Origin of the sequence: Parabacteroides sp. PFB2-10 (genome assembly GCF_029893085.1) — a bacterium.
GTDB lineage: Bacteria > Bacteroidota > Bacteroidia > Bacteroidales > Tannerellaceae > QVMG01.
On the sequence record NZ_JARXWI010000017.1, the window covers coordinates 1 to 18,126 of the forward strand.

14 protein-coding genes and 2 pseudogenes are annotated in these 18,126 nt (G+C 48.1%); all 16 read left to right on the top strand.

The window, feature by feature from the left end:
- Window positions 1–219: 219 nt before the first annotated feature.
- The 16 genes and pseudogenes from M2137_RS12435 to M2137_RS12505 all read left to right on the top strand — a co-directional run bounded on the left by M2137_RS12435 (window position 220) and on the right by M2137_RS12505 (window position 18,114).
- Window positions 220–471 (top strand): hypothetical protein, encoded by a 252-nt coding sequence (locus M2137_RS12435; protein WP_280766772.1) that lies wholly within the window; start codon window positions 220–222, stop codon window positions 469–471.
- 92 nt (window positions 472–563) lie between these two features.
- Window positions 564–1,796: a Cof-type HAD-IIB family hydrolase gene (locus M2137_RS12440; protein ID WP_280766773.1), complete on the top strand. Its 1,233-nt coding sequence runs from the start codon at window positions 564–566 to the stop codon at window positions 1,794–1,796.
- Between the two features lie 3 nt (window positions 1,797–1,799).
- Window positions 1,800–2,864: an isochorismate synthase gene (locus M2137_RS12445; RefSeq protein WP_280766774.1), complete on the top strand. Its 1,065-nt coding sequence runs from the start codon at window positions 1,800–1,802 to the stop codon at window positions 2,862–2,864.
- Window positions 2,865–2,949: 85 nt separating this feature from the next.
- Complete coding sequence (gene menD, locus M2137_RS12450; RefSeq protein ID WP_280766775.1) at window positions 2,950–4,620, top strand: 2-succinyl-5-enolpyruvyl-6-hydroxy-3-cyclohexene-1-carboxylic-acid synthase; 1,671 nt, start codon at window positions 2,950–2,952, stop codon at window positions 4,618–4,620.
- A gap of 3 nt (window positions 4,621–4,623) precedes the next feature.
- Window positions 4,624–5,442, top strand: a complete 819-nt coding sequence (menB, locus tag M2137_RS12455) for a 1,4-dihydroxy-2-naphthoyl-CoA synthase (RefSeq protein WP_280766776.1) — start codon at window positions 4,624–4,626, stop codon at window positions 5,440–5,442.
- A gap of 46 nt (window positions 5,443–5,488) precedes the next feature.
- Window positions 5,489–6,499, top strand: a pseudogene (locus M2137_RS14825) (o-succinylbenzoate synthase); the annotation flags it as partial.
- Window positions 6,500–6,646: 147 nt separating this feature from the next.
- Window positions 6,647–7,612, top strand: a pseudogene (locus M2137_RS14830) (AMP-binding protein); the annotation flags it as partial.
- A 19-nt stretch (window positions 7,613–7,631) separates the two neighbouring features.
- The gene (locus M2137_RS12465) at window positions 7,632–9,599 is read left to right on the top strand and encodes a DUF3857 domain-containing protein (RefSeq protein ID WP_280766778.1); all 1,968 of its coding nucleotides are present in this window, start codon (window positions 7,632–7,634) and stop codon (window positions 9,597–9,599) included.
- A 19-nt stretch (window positions 9,600–9,618) separates the two neighbouring features.
- Window positions 9,619–11,211, top strand: coding sequence for a DUF3857 domain-containing protein (locus tag M2137_RS12470; RefSeq protein WP_280766779.1), 1,593 nt, complete (start codon window positions 9,619–9,621; stop codon window positions 11,209–11,211).
- Between the two features lie 132 nt (window positions 11,212–11,343).
- On the top strand, window positions 11,344–12,213 hold the full coding sequence (locus M2137_RS12475; protein WP_280766780.1) for a lysophospholipid acyltransferase family protein: 870 nt from the start codon (window positions 11,344–11,346) through the stop codon (window positions 12,211–12,213).
- Between the two features lie 596 nt (window positions 12,214–12,809).
- The gene (locus M2137_RS12480) at window positions 12,810–13,388 is read left to right on the top strand and encodes a nucleotide exchange factor GrpE (RefSeq protein ID WP_280766781.1); all 579 of its coding nucleotides are present in this window, start codon (window positions 12,810–12,812) and stop codon (window positions 13,386–13,388) included.
- 32 nt (window positions 13,389–13,420) lie between these two features.
- Window positions 13,421–14,578 carry a molecular chaperone DnaJ gene (dnaJ, locus tag M2137_RS12485; protein WP_280766782.1) on the top strand — a complete coding sequence of 386 codons (1,158 nt, stop codon included), beginning with the start codon at window positions 13,421–13,423 and terminating at the stop codon, window positions 14,576–14,578.
- 10 nt (window positions 14,579–14,588) lie between these two features.
- The gene (locus M2137_RS12490; RefSeq protein ID WP_280766783.1) at window positions 14,589–15,080 is read left to right on the top strand and encodes a UpxY family transcription antiterminator; all 492 of its coding nucleotides are present in this window, start codon (window positions 14,589–14,591) and stop codon (window positions 15,078–15,080) included.
- A 91-nt stretch (window positions 15,081–15,171) separates the two neighbouring features.
- Window positions 15,172–15,807 (top strand): hypothetical protein, encoded by a 636-nt coding sequence (locus M2137_RS12495; RefSeq protein ID WP_280766784.1) that lies wholly within the window; start codon window positions 15,172–15,174, stop codon window positions 15,805–15,807.
- Between the two features lies 1 nt (window position 15,808).
- Complete coding sequence (locus tag M2137_RS12500; protein ID WP_280766785.1) at window positions 15,809–16,390, top strand: uracil-DNA glycosylase family protein; 582 nt, start codon at window positions 15,809–15,811, stop codon at window positions 16,388–16,390.
- Window positions 16,391–16,530: 140 nt separating this feature from the next.
- Window positions 16,531–18,114: an SUMF1/EgtB/PvdO family nonheme iron enzyme gene (locus tag M2137_RS12505; RefSeq protein ID WP_280766786.1), complete on the top strand. Its 1,584-nt coding sequence runs from the start codon at window positions 16,531–16,533 to the stop codon at window positions 18,112–18,114.
- The last annotated feature ends 12 nt before the right edge of the window (window positions 18,115–18,126 follow it).

Genomic DNA, 18,126 nt, shown 5'->3' on the forward strand with positions numbered 1-18,126 from the left:
GTAATTCCAAAATTCACCCGTTTGGGTTTTCTTGAGATATTCTTTCCTTTAGCCCCCCCCCCCAGTCGTTCGCTTCGCTCTCTTCACTGGGGGTTATTAGGAGTTAAACGCCTATGGGCGTTACCTGCTTACCTTCAATTATTACAAGATTGGATTTCTCTGCAGGTGTCCCGAGAAGGGACATCCTCTTTGTAGGCCGTTGCTTTAGCATCGGTATATATGTCCCAATCCAACCCGGGCGTGCCGCAGGTATGCCATCATTATATGCGTACCTGCGGCACGCATATAATGAAATTCAATGCATTAATACCGATGCTAAAGCAACGGCCTACAAAGATATGCAACCGTTCCGGTTGCACTGTCCTCCTTCACATATTACATTATCCGAAGACCTCCGCAAGCAGTCACCTGAACGCGGGCATTGCCCATTCAAACAATGAAGATCGCCAACAGAAACATCGTTGTGATTGAGGTTTTCTTTCACTTTTTCACAGTTTGGTTGTTTCTTCGCTCAAAGATCGATAAATAAATCACTATATTTGTGGCAATAAGACCAGAAAATTATGAAGTATAAGTTGTTAGTATTAGACGTAGACGGAACTTTACTCAACGACCAAAAAGAAATATCTAAAGGCACAAAGACTGCTTTGTTGAAAGTTCAACAAATGGGTTTGCAGATTGTATTGGCATCCGGCAGACCTACACATGGTGTGCTTCCGATTGCGCAGGAATTAGAACTTGACCAATACGGAGGATACATTATGTCGTATAACGGCGGGCAGATCTTTAATGCGCAAACGGGTGAGCGCCTGTTTGAAAAGCGTATCGACACCCAATGGATTTCTTACCTGGAGAGAAAGTCTGTCAAAAACGGATTCCCTATATTTACCTATCAGAAGGATCGTATTATCACGAACAGACCTGACAATGCCCATGTGCAGGAAGAGGCTCGACTGAACCATATGGAGGTGGTGGGTGTGCCTAATTTCAGTGAAGCGATCGACTTCAAACCCTGCAAGGTGATGTTGGTCAGTGACGATGCGAGTGCGTTAGCCGGATTGGAAACCCATTGGCGGAAACGGCTGAGTGGTTCCCTCGATGTATTTCCCTCCGAGACCTACTACCTGGAGGTGGTACCCGAAGGGATCAATAAAGGTAATACCCTGGCCTTTCTGTTAGACAGGTTGAAGATAACGAAAGAACAGGTCATTGCTCTGGGCGACGGGGTATGCGACATTCCTATGCTTCAGTTGGCCGGTATGGGCATTGCAATGGGCAATGCGATGGATGTGGTAAAGAGTTGTGCCGACTATATCACCCTTTCGAATGAAGAAGACGGGGTAGCAGCCGCTTTGGAAAAGGCGGTCATCGCGGAACTGCGTGAGACCTCCATTCCGTTGGATGAACTGAACGCCCGGGCCAGGCATGCACTTATGGGGAACCTGGGTATACAATACACCTATGCGTCGCCGGAAAGGATCGAGGCGACCATGCCGGTCGATGTGCGTACCCGGCAGCCTTTTGGCATCCTGCACGGGGGAGCCACCCTGGCATTAGCCGAAACGGTTGCCGGATTGGGGTCGATGATCTTATGCAAACCAGATGAAATCATTGTCGGGATGCAGGTGAGTGGCAACCATCTGTCGTCGGCACATGAGGGCGATACGGTGCGTGCCGTCGGTACGATCATTCACAAAGGGCGTTCGTCGCATGTATGGAATGTTGATGTGTTTACCTCGACCGACAAATTGGTATCATCAATCAGAGTAGTAAATAGTGTCTTAAAGAAAAAATAAGTTATGGAACATGTTTATGCTGCCATTGATACGGCAATCCACGACAATAGAAGTTTCGTCGTATACCGTCTGCCAAATGACAATAAACTGCGTTTTGTTTCTGCAACAACGGAAGATGCGGTGCAAACTTTCTATGATTTTAATGAACTGAACGGGCTGGAAGGTTTTGTGATTGCTCCTTTCGGCGTTGGGCAGGAGTGTCCGATCGTGTGTATACAGGCAAAGGAGATCACCTGGGAATACCCGGAGGAGTCACCCTATGATTTTACAAATGAAGAACCGCCTGTGCCGGCTCATATTACGCCGCGCTACAAGAAAAGGTTTCACAAGTTTATGGCTGCCTTCCATGAATGGGGCATGCAAAAGATTGTCTTTTCTCGGCAGTTAAAGATGGAGCGGCCCGATATGTTTTCGCCTTCGGAGGCATTTATGAAGGCTTGTTACCGCTACCCGGACGCCTATGTCTATCTTTTCCATACACCGACCACGAGTACCTGGCTGGGGTGTACGCCCGAGTTGTTGCTCGAAGGGGAAGGTGAACAGTGGCGGTCTGTTGCCTTAGCAGGCACTCAGCCTTTGGTAAACGGTGTCCTGCCTATGGTATGGAGTGAGAAGAATTATGAAGAGCAGCGCATGGTGTCGGATTATATCTACAACCAGTTGCAGGCTGCCGGAATCGATACGAAAGAAGAGGGGCCTTTTATCGTCCGTGCCGGCGAAGTAGCCCACCTAAGCAGTACATTCCATTTTACACTTCCAGACAATGAATACCTGGGCGATCTGTTGCAGTTGCTTCACCCAACGCCGGCGGTTTGCGGTTTGCCGAAAGAAGATGCCTATTGGTATATATGCGACCATGAAGGCTATTCGCGTGACTATTACAGTGGGTTTCTCGGATGGTTGTCGCCGGATGGGAAGACGGAATTATATATGAATCTTCGATGCATGCAGATTGGTCCTAAAATCCTGATGCTTTACGCAGGCAGTGGCCTTTTGCCTCTTTCGACGGCCGACGACGAATGGCAAGAGACGGAAGCAAAGATGCAGACGATGAAGGCGCTTTTATAAGAATTATGAATTGTGAATTATGAATTATGAAGGGGGAAGAGTTTTCTCTCATAATTCATAATTCATAATTCACAATTAAGAAAATATGTATACTAATAAAAAATCAATACTCCAATTAGTAGAGCTACTAAAGGAATATGAAGTAAAAAACATTGTGTTGTGTCCGGGAAGCCGAAACGCTCCGCTGGTGCATACATTTGTAAATCATCCCTATTTCCAGTGTCATTCGGTAACCGACGAGCGAAGCGCAAGCTTTTATGCGTTGGGATTGGCCTTGCACGGTGGGAAACCGGCGGCAGTTGTGTGTACATCGGGAACAGCTCTATTGAATATGCACCCGGCTGTGGCGGAAGCCTATTACCAGCAGGTGCCTCTTGTGGTGATCTCTGCCGATCGTCCTATTCAATTCCTCGGGCAGATGGAGGGGCAAACCATTCCGCAAGCCAATGTCTTTGCCTCCTTAGTCAAGAAGTCGGTCAGCCTGCCCGAAGTGCGCACCGAAGAGGAAGAGTCTTTTTGCAACCGCCTTATTAACGAAGCCCTGTTGGAATTGAACCACCGAGGGAAAGGACCTGTCCATATCAATGTACCTATTTCGGAACCTTTGTTTGAGTTTACGACTGAGAAGCTACCGGATGTACGCGTGATCACCCGCTACCAGGGACTGAATGTGTATGATAAGGACTATAACGAGCTCGTCAATCGCCTGAACAGGTATAACCGTCGGATGATGCTGGTCGGACAAATGATGCTTATCTATCTTTTTGACAAGAAGATCAGCAAATTGATATATAAGCATTTTGCCTGGTTGACGGAGCATCTGAGTAACCGGACTGTTCCCGGCATGGCTATCAAAAACTTCGATACGCTATTGTATCTGCTTTCGGAAGAGGAAAAGGAGAAGATGCGTCCGGAGCTGGTCATTACCTATGGCGGCCATATTGTGTCGAAACGCGTGAAGAAATTCCTGCGCGATCATCCGCCGAAAGAGCATTGGCATGTGTCGGCCGACGGCGAAGTGGTTGATATGTTCGGCTCCTTAACGACGGTGATCGAAATGGATCCTTTCGAGTTTATAGAGAAAATAGCTCCTTTGCTTGAAAACAAACCCTGCACCTATCCGCAGGTTTGGGAGAACCTTTCCAAACAGATTCAAGCGCCAGAGCTTCCTTATTCCGCCATGACAGCGATAGGGTCGCTGATGAAATCGATGCCCGAGGTGGCCTCGTTGCATCTGGGGAATAGCTCTACGGTGCGCTATGCGCAGTTGTTTACATTGCCGGAAACCGTCGAGGTGTGTTGCAACCGGGGGACTGCCGGTATCGATGGGTCGCTTTCGGCGGCGTTGGGCTATGCCTCCTCTTCGGATAAGATCAACTTTATTGTATTGGGCGATTTGGGTTTCTTCTACGATATGAATGCTCTCTGGATGGGAGAGATACGGACTAATGTGCGTATTCTTCTGATTAATAACGGCGGAGGAGAGATATTCCAAACCATTCCGGGATTCAATATGCCGGAAGAGACCCGGAAATACGTGACGGCTGTGCATACAACCTCTGCCAAAGGATGGGCGGAAGAGCGGGGATTCCGGTATGGTTCCGCACGTAATACAGAAGAGTTGGCCGAGGAGATGGCTGGTTTTGCGACTGCTGAGGAGGCCGACCGCCCTATGTTCCTGGAAGTTTTTACGGATAAAGCGGAAGACGTTCGTTTATTGAAAGAATATTATCACGCATTAAAAGAAAACAAATAAGATATGGAAAGAATATGGACGCCTATCAAGGCTTACGAAGATATACTTTTTGACTTTTACAACGGCATTGCCCGTATCACGATCAATCGCCCCCGCTACCGCAATGCCTTTACGCCAACTACCACCGGAGAGATGAGCGATGCGTTGCGTATCTGCCGGGAGAATGCCGATATCTGTGTGGTGGTATTGACCGGAGCCGGCGACAAAGCCTTTTGCTCGGGTGGCGATCAGAATGTGAAAGGGCGTGGCGGGTATATCGATAAAGAGGGTGTGCCGCGGCTTAGTGTATTGGAGGTTCAAAAGCAGATCCGTTCGCTTCCGAAACCGGTCATAGCGGCTGTCAATGGCTATGCGATTGGTGGAGGTCATGTATTGCATGTGGTTTGCGATCTTTCCATTGCTTCCGAGAATGCGATCTTCGGACAGACAGGACCGCGCGTGGGTAGCTTCGACGCCGGATTCGGCTCCTCATACCTGGCGCGTATCGTAGGTCAGAAGAAGGCACGCGAGATATGGTTTCTCTGCCGCCAGTATAATGCTGTGGAGGCCTTGGATATGGGACTTATCAATAAGGTCGTTCCTTTGCAGCAATTGGAAGACGAGTATGTGCAATGGGCGGAAGAGATGATGCAACTCAGTCCACTGGCTCTTCGTATGATCAAGGCGGGATTGAATGCCGAGTTGGATGGACAGGCCGGTATTCAGGAGTTGGCCGGTGATGCCACCTTGCTCTATTACCTGACCGACGAAGCACAAGAGGGGAAACATGCCTTCCTTGAAAAACGGAAACCGGACTTCAAGCAATATCCCAAGTTCCCATAAAGAAGATATATATTTTCTTCTAAGCATGCTTTACGCTTCGCGAATGATGTATCAATTATCCATTATCCATTCTCAATTAAACTTCCGTCTTCCTGCCGGAACCTCCCGGGGTGTGTACACCTCCCGCCAGGTTTGGTATGTCCTCCTGCAGAACAGGGAAGATCCGCGTCGATGGGGAATAGGCGAATGTGCCCCACTTCCTTCGTTGAGCATAGATGATGTGCCCGAATACGAATATATCCTGGCGAAAGCCTGTTGGCAGCTGGAACAAGAGGGTGTTCTTCCGATAGATTCTCTTCGCGATTACCCTTCCATATTGATGGGATTGGAAACGGCTCTGATGCAATACCATGCCGGTGGTTTCGGTTTCTTCCCTACTCCTTTTGCACAAGGGGAGGAGGGAATCCGTATTAACGGGCTTATCTGGATGGGCGATTACGACTATATGCTATCGCAGATACGCCGGAAGATAGAAGCCGGATATCAATGCATTAAGTTAAAGATCGGAGCGATCCGCTTTGAGGAAGAGTTGGAGTTGTTGCGATTGATCCGCCAGCAGTTCTCCGCTCGTGAGATAGAACTCCGGGTTGATGCTAACGGTGCCTTTTCGCCAACCGATGCGTTAGAGAAGTTGAACAGACTGGCTGAACTGGATATTCATTCCATTGAGCAGCCTATCCGTGCCGGGCAATGGGAGGAGATGGCACGGTTGGTGGAGGCGACGCCCCTGCCGATAGCGTTGGATGAAGAGTTAATCGGGAACTATACATACGAAAAGAAGGCGGAGCTGCTCTCAACCATCCGGCCACATTATATCATTCTGAAGCCATCCCTTCACGGAGGCTTCGCAGGGTGTGAAGAGTGGATCGCCTTGGCGGAGAAGCAAAAGATCGGTTGGTGGGTCACTTCGGCATTGGAATCAAATATCGGATTGAATGCAATCGCACAATGGACTGCGCGATGGGCTAACCCCATGCCTCAGGGATTGGGCACCGGATTGTTGTTTGAGGAGAACATTGACCTGCCTCTTACCATACAAGGAGATTGTCTTTGGTTTGATCCTGAGAGTAAAAACCTGCCTGAAACGCCTGAAGATATGGCTTTTCCTGCTGAAGGAAATTATTGCTTTCAACGCAAAAAACAAAGACTGCATGCCCTGACATCTATCGACGAAGAGGTGAAATTATTCCTTGAAGAATGGCAAAACGAGCAACCCTGCCTCCCTGTCCGTACCTCGGGTTCTACCGGAACGCCCAAAGAATTATGGGTACGCAAAGACCGGATGATGCAAAGCGCCCGCATTACCTGTGCATTCCTTGGTTTGAAGAAAGGGGATGTGGCACTACACTGCCTGCCTCTTTCCTATATCGCGGGTAAGATGATGCTGGTGCGTAGCCTGGTGGCCGGATTGTCTTCGAAGTTTATTTCCCCCTCTTCGCATCCGCTTCAGGAGGATATGGGAAGAATTGACTTCGTGGCCCTTACTCCAACGCAGGTGTATGAGACATTACAGGTGCCGGAAGAAAAAGAAAGGTTGAAGCGTATCAACCATGTTCTTATCGGCGGCGGCAGCCTTCCACCGGAGGTAGAAAGAAAATTGGCCGGATTTCCCAATCATATCTACGCGACATACGGCATGACAGAGACCCTTTCCCATATCGCGCTGCGCCGCGTAAGCGGGGAAGAGGCAACGGAGTGGTATACCCCCTTTCCCTCTATCAGGCTTTCGCTTTCCGAAGAGGGAACATTGGTTGTCGACGCTCCCTTGGTCGCTGCGGAGGTTCTTGTAACGAATGATATAGCTGTCATCCGGGAGGATGGAAGCTTCCGGATTCTGGGGCGAAAAGACAATGTGATCAATTCAGGAAGTATAAAAATACAAATTGAAGAGCTGGAAACAGTGCTTCGTGCATTTATTTCTTTTACTTTTGTGATTACCTCGGTGTCCGACCCGAAATGGGGCGAAATAGTTGTTCTCTTGATAGAGGGCGCCTGCCGGACAGAAGAGGTCTATGCCCTTTTAAAAGAGATGTGTGCACAAGAAAAGATACCGAAGTATCATTGTCCCCAATATGTTTTCCGGGTAGAGCAGATTCCTCTGACGGAGAACGGGAAGATCGACCGGGCGAATTGTCGCCGACTGGCTGAAGAAATAATAACACGATCATAAATTATAAAACGTCAACCCCATGAAAAAAACACTTTTCTCCCTGGCTCTCTGCTTCGGAGTCCTGCTATCGGCAACCGCACAGGTTTACGATATGAACAAATTTCCGGGCAATCCGACACCTGATGTATTGGAAAAGTATGCCGGTTATGATTGCTTGGTCTTATTAGACAGTACCTCCGTTGAGGTGGAGGCTACCGGATCGGGCAGCTTCATTATCTATAAAAGCTTGAAGATACAGACGCCTAAAGGTGCTGTGGCGAACCGGATCGTTAAATACGATTACGACCCCTTGACAGCATTTGCCGAGTTCCGCCATGTGACTATCTACCGGGCTAATGGCGATATCCTCAACCTGGATGTGACCAAAGCCTGCGATTATGCCGCGCCCGCTCGCTCTATTTACTGGGGAGCCCGTCAGATTATGATGGAGGTGGGACGGTTGGAGCCGGGCGATATTGTTGAATACAAGATCCGGAAGAAAGGATTCACCTACGCGCTTTTGGCTGATGGTGGCGACGATGATGCCCGCTTTATCCCTCCGATGCGCGGACATTTCTACGATATTGTTCCCTTCTGGGTGGAGAATCCGACTCTGCGCAAGGTCTATTCGGTGACACTGCCGAAGGAGAAAGAGATGCAATACGAGTTTTATCAGGGTGAAAGCAGTTCGTCTGTCTACTTCCAAGAGGAGGGCAAGAAATATACCTTCCAGATGCGGGACGTACTTCCCTTCCGTGCGGAACCCAATATGGTGGATCTCTTTGATGCCGCCCCCAAGCTTTTCATGTCGTCTACGCCCAGTTGGGTAGACAAATCCCTGTGGTTTAATAAGGTCAATGAGGACTACGGCAGCTTTGAAGCGCTTCCCGAAGCCCAGAAGAAGGTGGACGAACTCATCAAAGGCAAGAAAACGGATATGGAAAAGATCGCTGTATTGACCCATTGGGTGGCCGATAATATCCGTTATTCCGGGATCTCGATGGGCGAAGGCGAAGGATTTACCCTACATAATACGAAGATGAATTATACCGATCGCTGCGGTGTATGCAAGGATATCGCCGGTATGCTGATCTCTTTCCTGCGTATGGCCGGTTTCGAAGCCTATCCCGCCATGACCATGGCCGGCAGCCGGGTGGAGAAGATCGCGGCCGATCACTTTAACCACTGCGTGGCAGTTGTTAAGCTTTCCAACGGAACCTATATGCCGCTCGACCCGACCTGGGTGCCCTTTACCCGCGAACTATGGAGCAGTGCCGAACAACAACAGAATTATCTGCCAGGTGTTCCGGAAGGATCTGATCTGCAACTCACTCCCCTGTCGGCTCCCGAAAATCACTATGTGCGCATAAAAGCGGAGAATCGCATTGACGAAAAGGGTCGTTTGCAGGGACAATTCACCATCACCGCCGAAGGACAGTCCGACCGTGCCATTCGCCGGATATTCACGACCGGATGGCAATCCGAATGGCAGGCATCGCTCGAACGCGAACTACTCAACGTATCGCCGAAGGCCATACTGAAGAAGGTCGACTACGGCAAAGCGCCGAAAGACTACCAGGCGGCACCTATCCGTATCACCTTCACCTATGAAATACCCAACTATGCCGTCACAACCGGCAGTGAATTGTTGTTTAAACCGATGGTTATGAACAACCTGTACGATCAGGTTAAAACCTTTTTGCGCTTAGATACAAGCCTGGATAAACGCCAATATGGCTTTAAAGATGCCTGTTCCCGCTTGGTCGAAGTAGACGAAACGATCCGCTTGCCTAAAGGTTATCAGCTGGTCACCTTCCCGAAGCAGGGGAGCCTGCGAAGTGGCTGCGCCGACTTTATCGGATTCCTTCAACAGGATGGCAACCAGATCCGCTTGCGTTCGGAGATTGCCCTCAAGAAGCGGGTCTATGAACCCGAAGACTGGGACGACTTCCGCCAGGCGGTAGAGGCCTATAAGCAATATGGAGACTATATCATTGTCAGCAAATAATCTAAACAGAAAATACAGTATGAAAACAATATATAAGATTATATCTATTTTGTGTTTGTCGGCTATTGCAGCCTATAGCCACGCGGCTTCAGAAGCCGAATACGGGAAGGTGGAAAAATCCTGGGTGTTGCATGCCGACGGCAGTCAGACCTATCGCTACGCTATGGAATTGACCCTCTTCACCCATACGGCCATGAACAGCACCTACGGGGAAAGTTTCATTCTCTATAACCCGGCGTTTCAGGAATTGGAAATCCTGACATCCTATACCCGCCAGACGGACGGTACCATCATAAAGACACCCGAAAACGCTTTCGTAGAGGTGCTTCCCCGCAATGCCGCCGATGCGCCGGCCTACAACCACCTGAAAGAGATGGTGGTGGTACATACCGGTTTGGAGCTCGGCGCCACGATCTACCTGGAATATATCTTGAAAACAAAGCCTGGCTATTTCGACGCACTCGACATCTACGAACCGCTGCAGGAAACATCTCCGGTGAAAAACTATACGGCGACCATTACCGTACCCGAAAACAGCCCTTTCCATTATCAACTCACCGGAATAATGGCCAAGGCAACGGAGGAGATAAAAGACGGATCGAAGACCGTTTCCTATTCATTGCGCAACGTGCCGGCCACCTCCCGCGAGTCTTTCCAGATGCAAAACCGCGACAACTCACCGCAGCTTGCCGCCTCCACCTATGCCTCCATCGAAGAGGCCTTGTCGACTCTCTCGAAAAACCTCTACACAGGCTCCAACCTGGAAGCGGAAGCCTTTGCCGAGTATACCATTTACGACGAAACGGAAGACAAAGGCAAGGCAGAGTTAATCCAGAAGCATATTATTCAGAAAATGGGAACCAGCCAGGTTGCTTTGGAACAAACGGGCTATAAAACCCGTAATGTAAGCGAAGCCCTGCGTAGTGCCTACGGGACGGCTGCGGAAAAGGCCGCCCTGCTGGCTATCATGTTGAACTCGGTAGAGATCCCGGCCGAAGTGGTGGCTGTTTATCCGGGCCATGTGGATCCTGTCGGATTGAAAGGCCTTAAGCATCTATTTGTTCAGGCAAAAATAGCTGGTGAAGATACCTTTCTCTCTCCCCTAAGCCTGGCTGCCCCTACGGTTATGCCGCGCGGCGAATTGGATCAGATCTACACCCTTTCGGGCAAACGGATAGAGGTGAAGGCCGCCCCCCTTGTAATCACTGAGAAGAGAGAAATCAAGCTGACAAGAGAGCAAAACAAGAACGGATACATTATCTATGCGTTGCCTACCATTCCCCAGGGGATCGACACATGGGGCATGCGTACCCTAAACACACAACGCAAAGAGGTGTTTGAAATTCCGTCGCTATTGGAAGAGGAGATCACGTATGAGATCACGTTGGAAGAGTATATCGAATTGAAAACCACCACGTCCCGCCATATCACGCACGCGGCGATCGGATCGTTTTCGCAGACCATCAGCCAGGAAGGCAATCAGGTGATCGTGAAACGTGCGATCCGGCTCGACAAACAGCAGTATTCGCCTGCCGAATATCAGTTGGTACGTGAACTTATCCAGGAATGGAATGACCCATCCGGACGGACACTTTTGTTTTCCATCATGTAAACAGGATTTAAAAAATCCTATTTTATCTTCTGAATTCCACATTTTGTCTACTTTTCTGCACAGAATTGTAGACAAAAGATATCTTTGCGTTATCGTTGCATATCGTAACGCATCAGTAATACAATAAGGTGCATGGGAAAAATAGTTGGATGGGTTTTGTATCAAAGTTTTTATGTTAGTCTATATGTAGTCGGCCTGTTGCCTATGCAGCTATTGTATAAGGTTTCTTCTTTTTCTTCTTATTTTATGTTCCACGTCCTTTCTTACCGGAAGCGTGTTGTCACCCAGAACCTTTTGCGCTCATTCCCGGAGAAGAGTGAGGAGGAAAGAACTCGGATCGCCGCCGGGTTTTACCGTTGCTTTACGGATAATATCGTTGAGATCGTCAAATTGTTCTCGATCCATCCGGAGAAACAGGCCGAGAAGGTATCCATCAGCGGCACGGAACAGCTCGTTGCCCAGTTGGAAAACAACAAACATGTGATTGTCTGTATGGGGCATTGTGCCAATTGGGAGATCCTAAACATATTGCCCTACCGGGGAGATATAAATATGTATGCCGTTTATAAGCCTTTGCGAAACAAGGCTGTTGACCGATTGTTCCTGACCCTGCGCTCCCGCTTTGGGCTGGGGCTCGTTCCGTCCAAATCCATTGTCAAGCATTTTCTGTCGAATAAGAACAACCCTTCGGTCTATTTTTTTATTGCCGATCAATGCCCGAAGGTGGTCGAAGAGAAATATCGACTGATGATGTTAAATCAAAAAACAAGTATGTTCTCCGGCGTAGAGAAACTGGCCCGTTCGACCGATGCCGCCGTGATGTATATGCACGTGACCCGATCCAGCCGGGGCAACTACGCCATCGAATACAAACTCATCTCGACACAACCCAAACAAACCGAAGAGACCGAAATCATCCGCCACTACGCCTCCCTCCTCGAACAAAACATATTGGAAAACCCCAGCGATTGGCTTTGGTCGCATAAGCGCTGGAAGAGGTAGACTGTGATTACGCTGAATGCAGGATGGGCTATGATTTGATTCGTTTGACTTGAAGGATTACTCTGATTCTTAGTTCATCCGATAAATGTGTGTTTGGAAGTTTGGATAGGGTGAGATAATGAACTGATTATTCATGTAAACAATCAAGAGAATCAGATAAATCAAAAAAATCAAATCATAGCCCATCCTGTATTCAAATAAATCACAGTTCAAGAAATATCATTTTGCTCTGCACTTCGCTTCGCTCGTTAAGCGATTTACAAATTGTCAAAAACGCAGGAGTTTTTTTCCGAAATCCCGGGACTTTGGAGATAAACTCCCGGGAGAAACATTTTTTAACGTATCATATTGTAAAGCAAAATGGCCTTTTTGCTTACATTTTGTCAATTTAACTTTTCGCTCTTTTAGGGATCCGGATCGAAATCTTTTATTTTTTTCGGCGACAAATCGTACCGTCATGTTGAAGAGTTGGCAGTATATTTGCAAACCTATTTATGTGTAAGCCTGTTTCCATAATATACTATCCTTGTGAAAGGGTGGTTTTTGGTATGGCTTTATACTTGTAAATCAATAAGAAACAAAAAAATATAGAAGAAATGAACAAGGTGAATGAAGAGAGAAAGAGGGTGTCGGAAGATGATCCGATAAACGAATGTGCGACAAATTTGCAGGAAGAAGCACCCATTTCGTCAGATGAAACGGGTGAAAATGCTGACAATGTGGCTGACGGATGTGAAACACTACAGAAAAAGTACGATGAATTGAATGATTCGCATCTGCGTTTGATGGCCGAGTTCGACAACTACCGTAAGCGCACATTGCGCGAGAAGGCGGACCTGATCAAAACCGGCGGAGAAACGACGCTGACAAACCTGTTGCCTGTGATCGACGATTTCGAGCGGGCGTTGCAAACCATCCGCGTGGCCGAAGATGTGAAAGCGGTGAGCGAAGGGGTGGAACTGATCTATACGAAATTCATGGCTTATCTGGCTCAGCAGGGCGTGCGTCCTATTGAGGCGATTGGCAAGACATTCGATACGGAGGCTTTTGAAGCTATCGCGACGATTCCGGCTCCGGAAGAAGATCTGAAAGGGAAAGTACTCGATTGTGTCCAGACCGGATACACATTGAACGACAAGGTCATCCGCCACTCTAAAGTGGTTGTGGGCGAATGACGAACAAGTGTTAAGAAGAAACAAACAAAACAATGGCTAAAAGGGATTACTACGAAGTATTGGGCGTTGCTAAAACTGCCACCGTCGACGAGATAAAAAAAGCGTACCGTAAGAAAGCAATCGAATTCCATCCGGACAAGAATCCGGATAATAAAGAGGCGGAAGAGAAATTTAAAGAGGCGGCAGAGGCGTATGATGTCCTGAGTGACGCGCAGAAACGGCAGCGTTATGACCAGTTCGGACACGCCGGTATGGGCGGCGCTTCGGGTGGTGGTGGCTTCAGCGGCGGTATGTCGATGGAAGATATATTCTCCCAGTTCGGAGATATTTTCGGCGGCCATTTCGGTGGTTTTGGCGGCTTCAGTGGTTTTGGCGGCGGATCGCGTGGCGGACGCCGGGTGAACCGTGGGTCGGATCTTCGCGTGAAGGTGAAACTGAATCTGAAAGACATCGCTCATGGTGTAGAGAAGAAAATCAAGGTAAAGAAGTTTGTTCCCTGTAAACATTGTCATGGATCGGGAGCTGAAGATGATAAGAGCGTTAAGACCTGCGACACATGCCACGGTAGTGGAGTCGTAACGCGCGTGACCAGTACCTTCCTCGGACAGATGCAGACTCAATCGGTTTGTCCTACCTGTAACGGAGAAGGAAAGGTGATTACCAAGAAATGTACCGTTTGTGCCGGTGAAGGCATCGTGAAAGACGACGATGTGATCACGATCAATGTACCGGCCGGTGTAGCAGAGGGTATGCAGTTGTCGATGAGTGGCAAAGGAAACGCGGCCCGTCATGGCGGCGTGAATGGCGACCTCCTGATCTTAGTAGAAGAGGAGGCGCATCCCGAACTGATCCGCGATGAGAATGATTTGCTTTATAACCTGTTGCTCACTGTTCCACAGGCTGCTTTGGGTACCACGGTCGAAGTGCCTACCGTCGACGGCAAGGCCAAACTGAAGATCGATCCGGGCACGCAACCGGGCAAGGTGCTTCGTTTGCGCAACAAAGGGTTGCCCTCCATCAATAGCTACGGAACCGGCGATTTATTGGTGAATGTGAGCGTCTATATTCCTGAAGTATTGACTCCATCCGAGAAGGAAACCCTGACTGGTTGGGAGAACTCCCCGAATTTCCAGCCCAACAAAACTATGAAGGAGAAGATTTTCAGCAAGTTCAGGCACATGTTTGATTAACGGGGAAGAAATGGAAGAGGGGAAAGAGCATTGGTATGTTTTGTATACCGCGCCACGGGCCGAAAAGCAGGTACATGAGCGGATGAAAATCCAGGGTATGGAGAGCTGGTTGCCATTGCACCGTTCGCCACGCGTGTGGTCGGATCGGGTTAAAATGGTCGATATACCTCTTTTCCCTTCCTACCTGTTTGTGCGGACTACTGAGCACCAGGTTCATTCCCTACTTCGTGTGTATGGGGTCTCCCGTCTGCTCTATTATAATGGGAAACCGGCAACTATCCGCCAAAAGGAGATCGATGCCATTGAACTGTTCCTGCAAGAGGCATCCGAACGTCGGCTGTTGCCGGGCGATGAGGTGGAGATACTCTGTGGGGCAATGAAAAATGTATCCGGTAAGGTAAAGAAGGTAAAGAAAAACTACCTTTTGCTTTACCTGGAGCAATTAGGGGCAACCGTTTGTGTGAACCTGCATGAGGTGGCGCCGCTCAAACGACTGAAATAGTCCGACAAAGCGAAATGCCCTGATAAAAGCCTTCGTCAACCGCCAAAAAAAATGTAAGTTTGTGCCTCAAATTCAATAAAGAGAAAAAACAATGAGTATATTTTCAAAGATTTTCGGAAGAAAGAAAACGGAGACCGGGTTGGTGGACAGTGAACGAACCATGGAGGAGTTTATGACCTTTGTGCGGGTGTATTACCAAGGGGTTATTGCCGTGAATTTAGGCGTTACCAACATGAATATGTTGCCCGATCTTGCCCTGTTTAAACGGATGCTGAAGATCCCGACACAAAACAACAAACCCGGCCTGGCCGAGAAGTCGAAAGTAAAGAAGGTATTGATGGCGGATTACGATCTGAAGGACTCTTTCTTCAGGGAGATCGACGCCTCGGTAAAGAAAAACTGCAAGAAGCAACAGGATATACAATCTTACTTCTTTAAATTTCAAGGCTTTTGCAATGATCTCTTCTCGCTCTTGGACAATCTGATGAAATGGAAGTTCCGTCTTTCTATGCTCAACAAGAAATTATTGTATCAGCAAACGGAGAAAACGGTGCATGACATTGTAACCAAATCCGAATGGAAAGAGGTCAACGATCAGAAAGCGGCCTGGAGTGTTCGTAAGACGGCAGAGGTGTTGGGCTATTCGGAAGAGTGGATGACCGATTTTATCTATAACATTGTGTTATTGGCCAAGAACGAGGCCAAGATGAACGCCAAGAAAAAATAATATGGAAGTCCGGACGGAACAACATCCTCTGGGCTTTTTTTTGCCCCCTAACTGCCGATTGTTGATGCTGGGCAGCTTTCCTCCTCCCAAGGCCCGCTGGTCGATGGACTTTTACTATCCGAACATTATCAACGATATGTGGCGGATAATGGGACTGATATTCTACGAAGACAAAGACTATTTCCTGGCCAATCCGAAAGCTTTCAGCCGTGAGAAGGCAGTTGCCTTTTGTGAAGCGAAGGGCATTGGTCTGGGAGATACGGCGGTCGAAGTGATTCGCCAGAAGGCAAACGCATCGGATAAATTCCTCGAAGTAGTCAAGCCGTTGGATCTGTCTGTTATCCTGCCAGCAATACCCCAATGCCAGGCGATTGCTGTTACGGGACAGAAGGCGATGGACACGATACTTTCCCTGTTGCCCGGCACGAAAGAACCTACCGTTGGCGGAAGCGTCGTCGTTGATTACAAAGGACATTCGCTATTGCTTTTCCGGATGCCCTCTTCCTCGAGAGCTTATCCAAAACCATTGATCGAGAAGGCTGAGGTCTATAAAAGCATGTTTGAAACGTTGAAAATGGTATAAAAATGTTGTAATACAAATATTAAACGTTAAATTACTATGTTATTTCTTTTCAGATAGAAAGTAAAAGGCTATTTTTATTGCCGATAAAAAATAGTGGGAATACTATTACATTCTGAAAGAACGAATATGTTTTAAAAACCATGCGTAAAAACACTTTGTCAAAGCATTATCATTCTGGCAAAAAAAGAAATTTCTTTAAGAAAAGAACCTTTATCTTTTTTATTGGCCTCATTCTGGGAATAGCAATCGTCGTATCTGCTTACCTTACCTCTGTTCATTTTTCAACAGACGAATCTTGTATGGTCTGCCATGTGCATCCGCATGTGGAAGATAGTTGGAAACTTTCAACGCACGTGAATAACGGAAGCGGCGTAAAAGTGAGTTGCGTCGATTGCCATCTTCCGCCACAGAACGATACGTGGGATCATTATACAGCTAAACTGAAGCTGGGACTGAAGGATGTTTGGGGTTATATGACAAAAGACAGTGCCGACTTTGACTGGGATATGAAGTCGGAGTTGGATCATGCCGTAAAATATATACCGAATCAATCTTGTGTAAAATGCCATCAGAACCTTTTCCCCGAAGGCATTACATCGGATGGTATTACCGCCCATCTCTATTATGAGGAAAATGAAAAGAAATTGAACCTGCAATGTATCAGTTGCCACTTAGACGTGGGGCATTATAATCCGAACTATACCCATTCGAAACTAACGGGCATACCGGGAGTTACTTTTGGTGTAACGATAGATCCGAGCATGTACTTTAAGGAACCAACCAAGGTGAATGCCTTCGAGGACTTTGAAGAACAGATTCCGGGCACGGCTGTAACCGTAGCCATGAAGGCGATACCGGGCGGCACGTTCCAAATGGGTAGCACAGCAAAAGAGCCATTCCGCAAAGAAGACGAGGGACCGGTGCGTACGGTAACGGTTAGCCCATTCTTCATGGCAGAAATAGAGACCTCCTGGGATCAATACTGGGCATTCTATGCGCAAACCATGAGCGAAGGACGTATTCCGCCTGAAGATGTGTATGCCAACAACAGTAATCCGGAGGTAGATGCCATTTCCGGTCCGACTCCTCCGTTTGGATTCCCTGATCAGGGTTGGGGCGGAGGCGAGCGTCCGGCCATCACCATGACACACTATGCTGCAGAGACATTCTGCCAATGGCTGTCGCAAAAGACAGGTAAGAAATACCGGTTGCCGACAGAAGCCGAATGGGAATACGCGGCACGTGGAGGCACGGAGACGCCTTATTTCTTCCCGGGCAGTCCGAAGGATTATTCTAACCTGGGATTCTGGCGCAAAATCTTTGATGCCAAGACAGACAGTATTTCACCGTATGTGATTTATACGAATAATAGCCGCAATCGCACACAGGAGCCAAGCGTTGTTCGGGCAAATCCATTCGGATTGAAGAATATGTCGGGTAACGTAATGGAATATTGTGCGGATAAATACGATGAGAAAGCTTATAGCAAATGGGCAGAGCAGGTAACAGATCCGCTGGTTACCGAAGGTGAGGAATGGGTTGTGCGTGGGGGTAATTACGCTTCCGATGCGTCGGAACTGCGCGTGGCAGCTCGTGATTATACAAAACATGACACCTGGTTAAAGACCGACCCGCAACAGCCTAAGAGTATCTGGTGGTATTCGGATATTCGTGGCGTTGGTTTCCGCGTGGTTTGTGAACCGGCATCAGCAATAGAACAGTAAACAACCGAAATA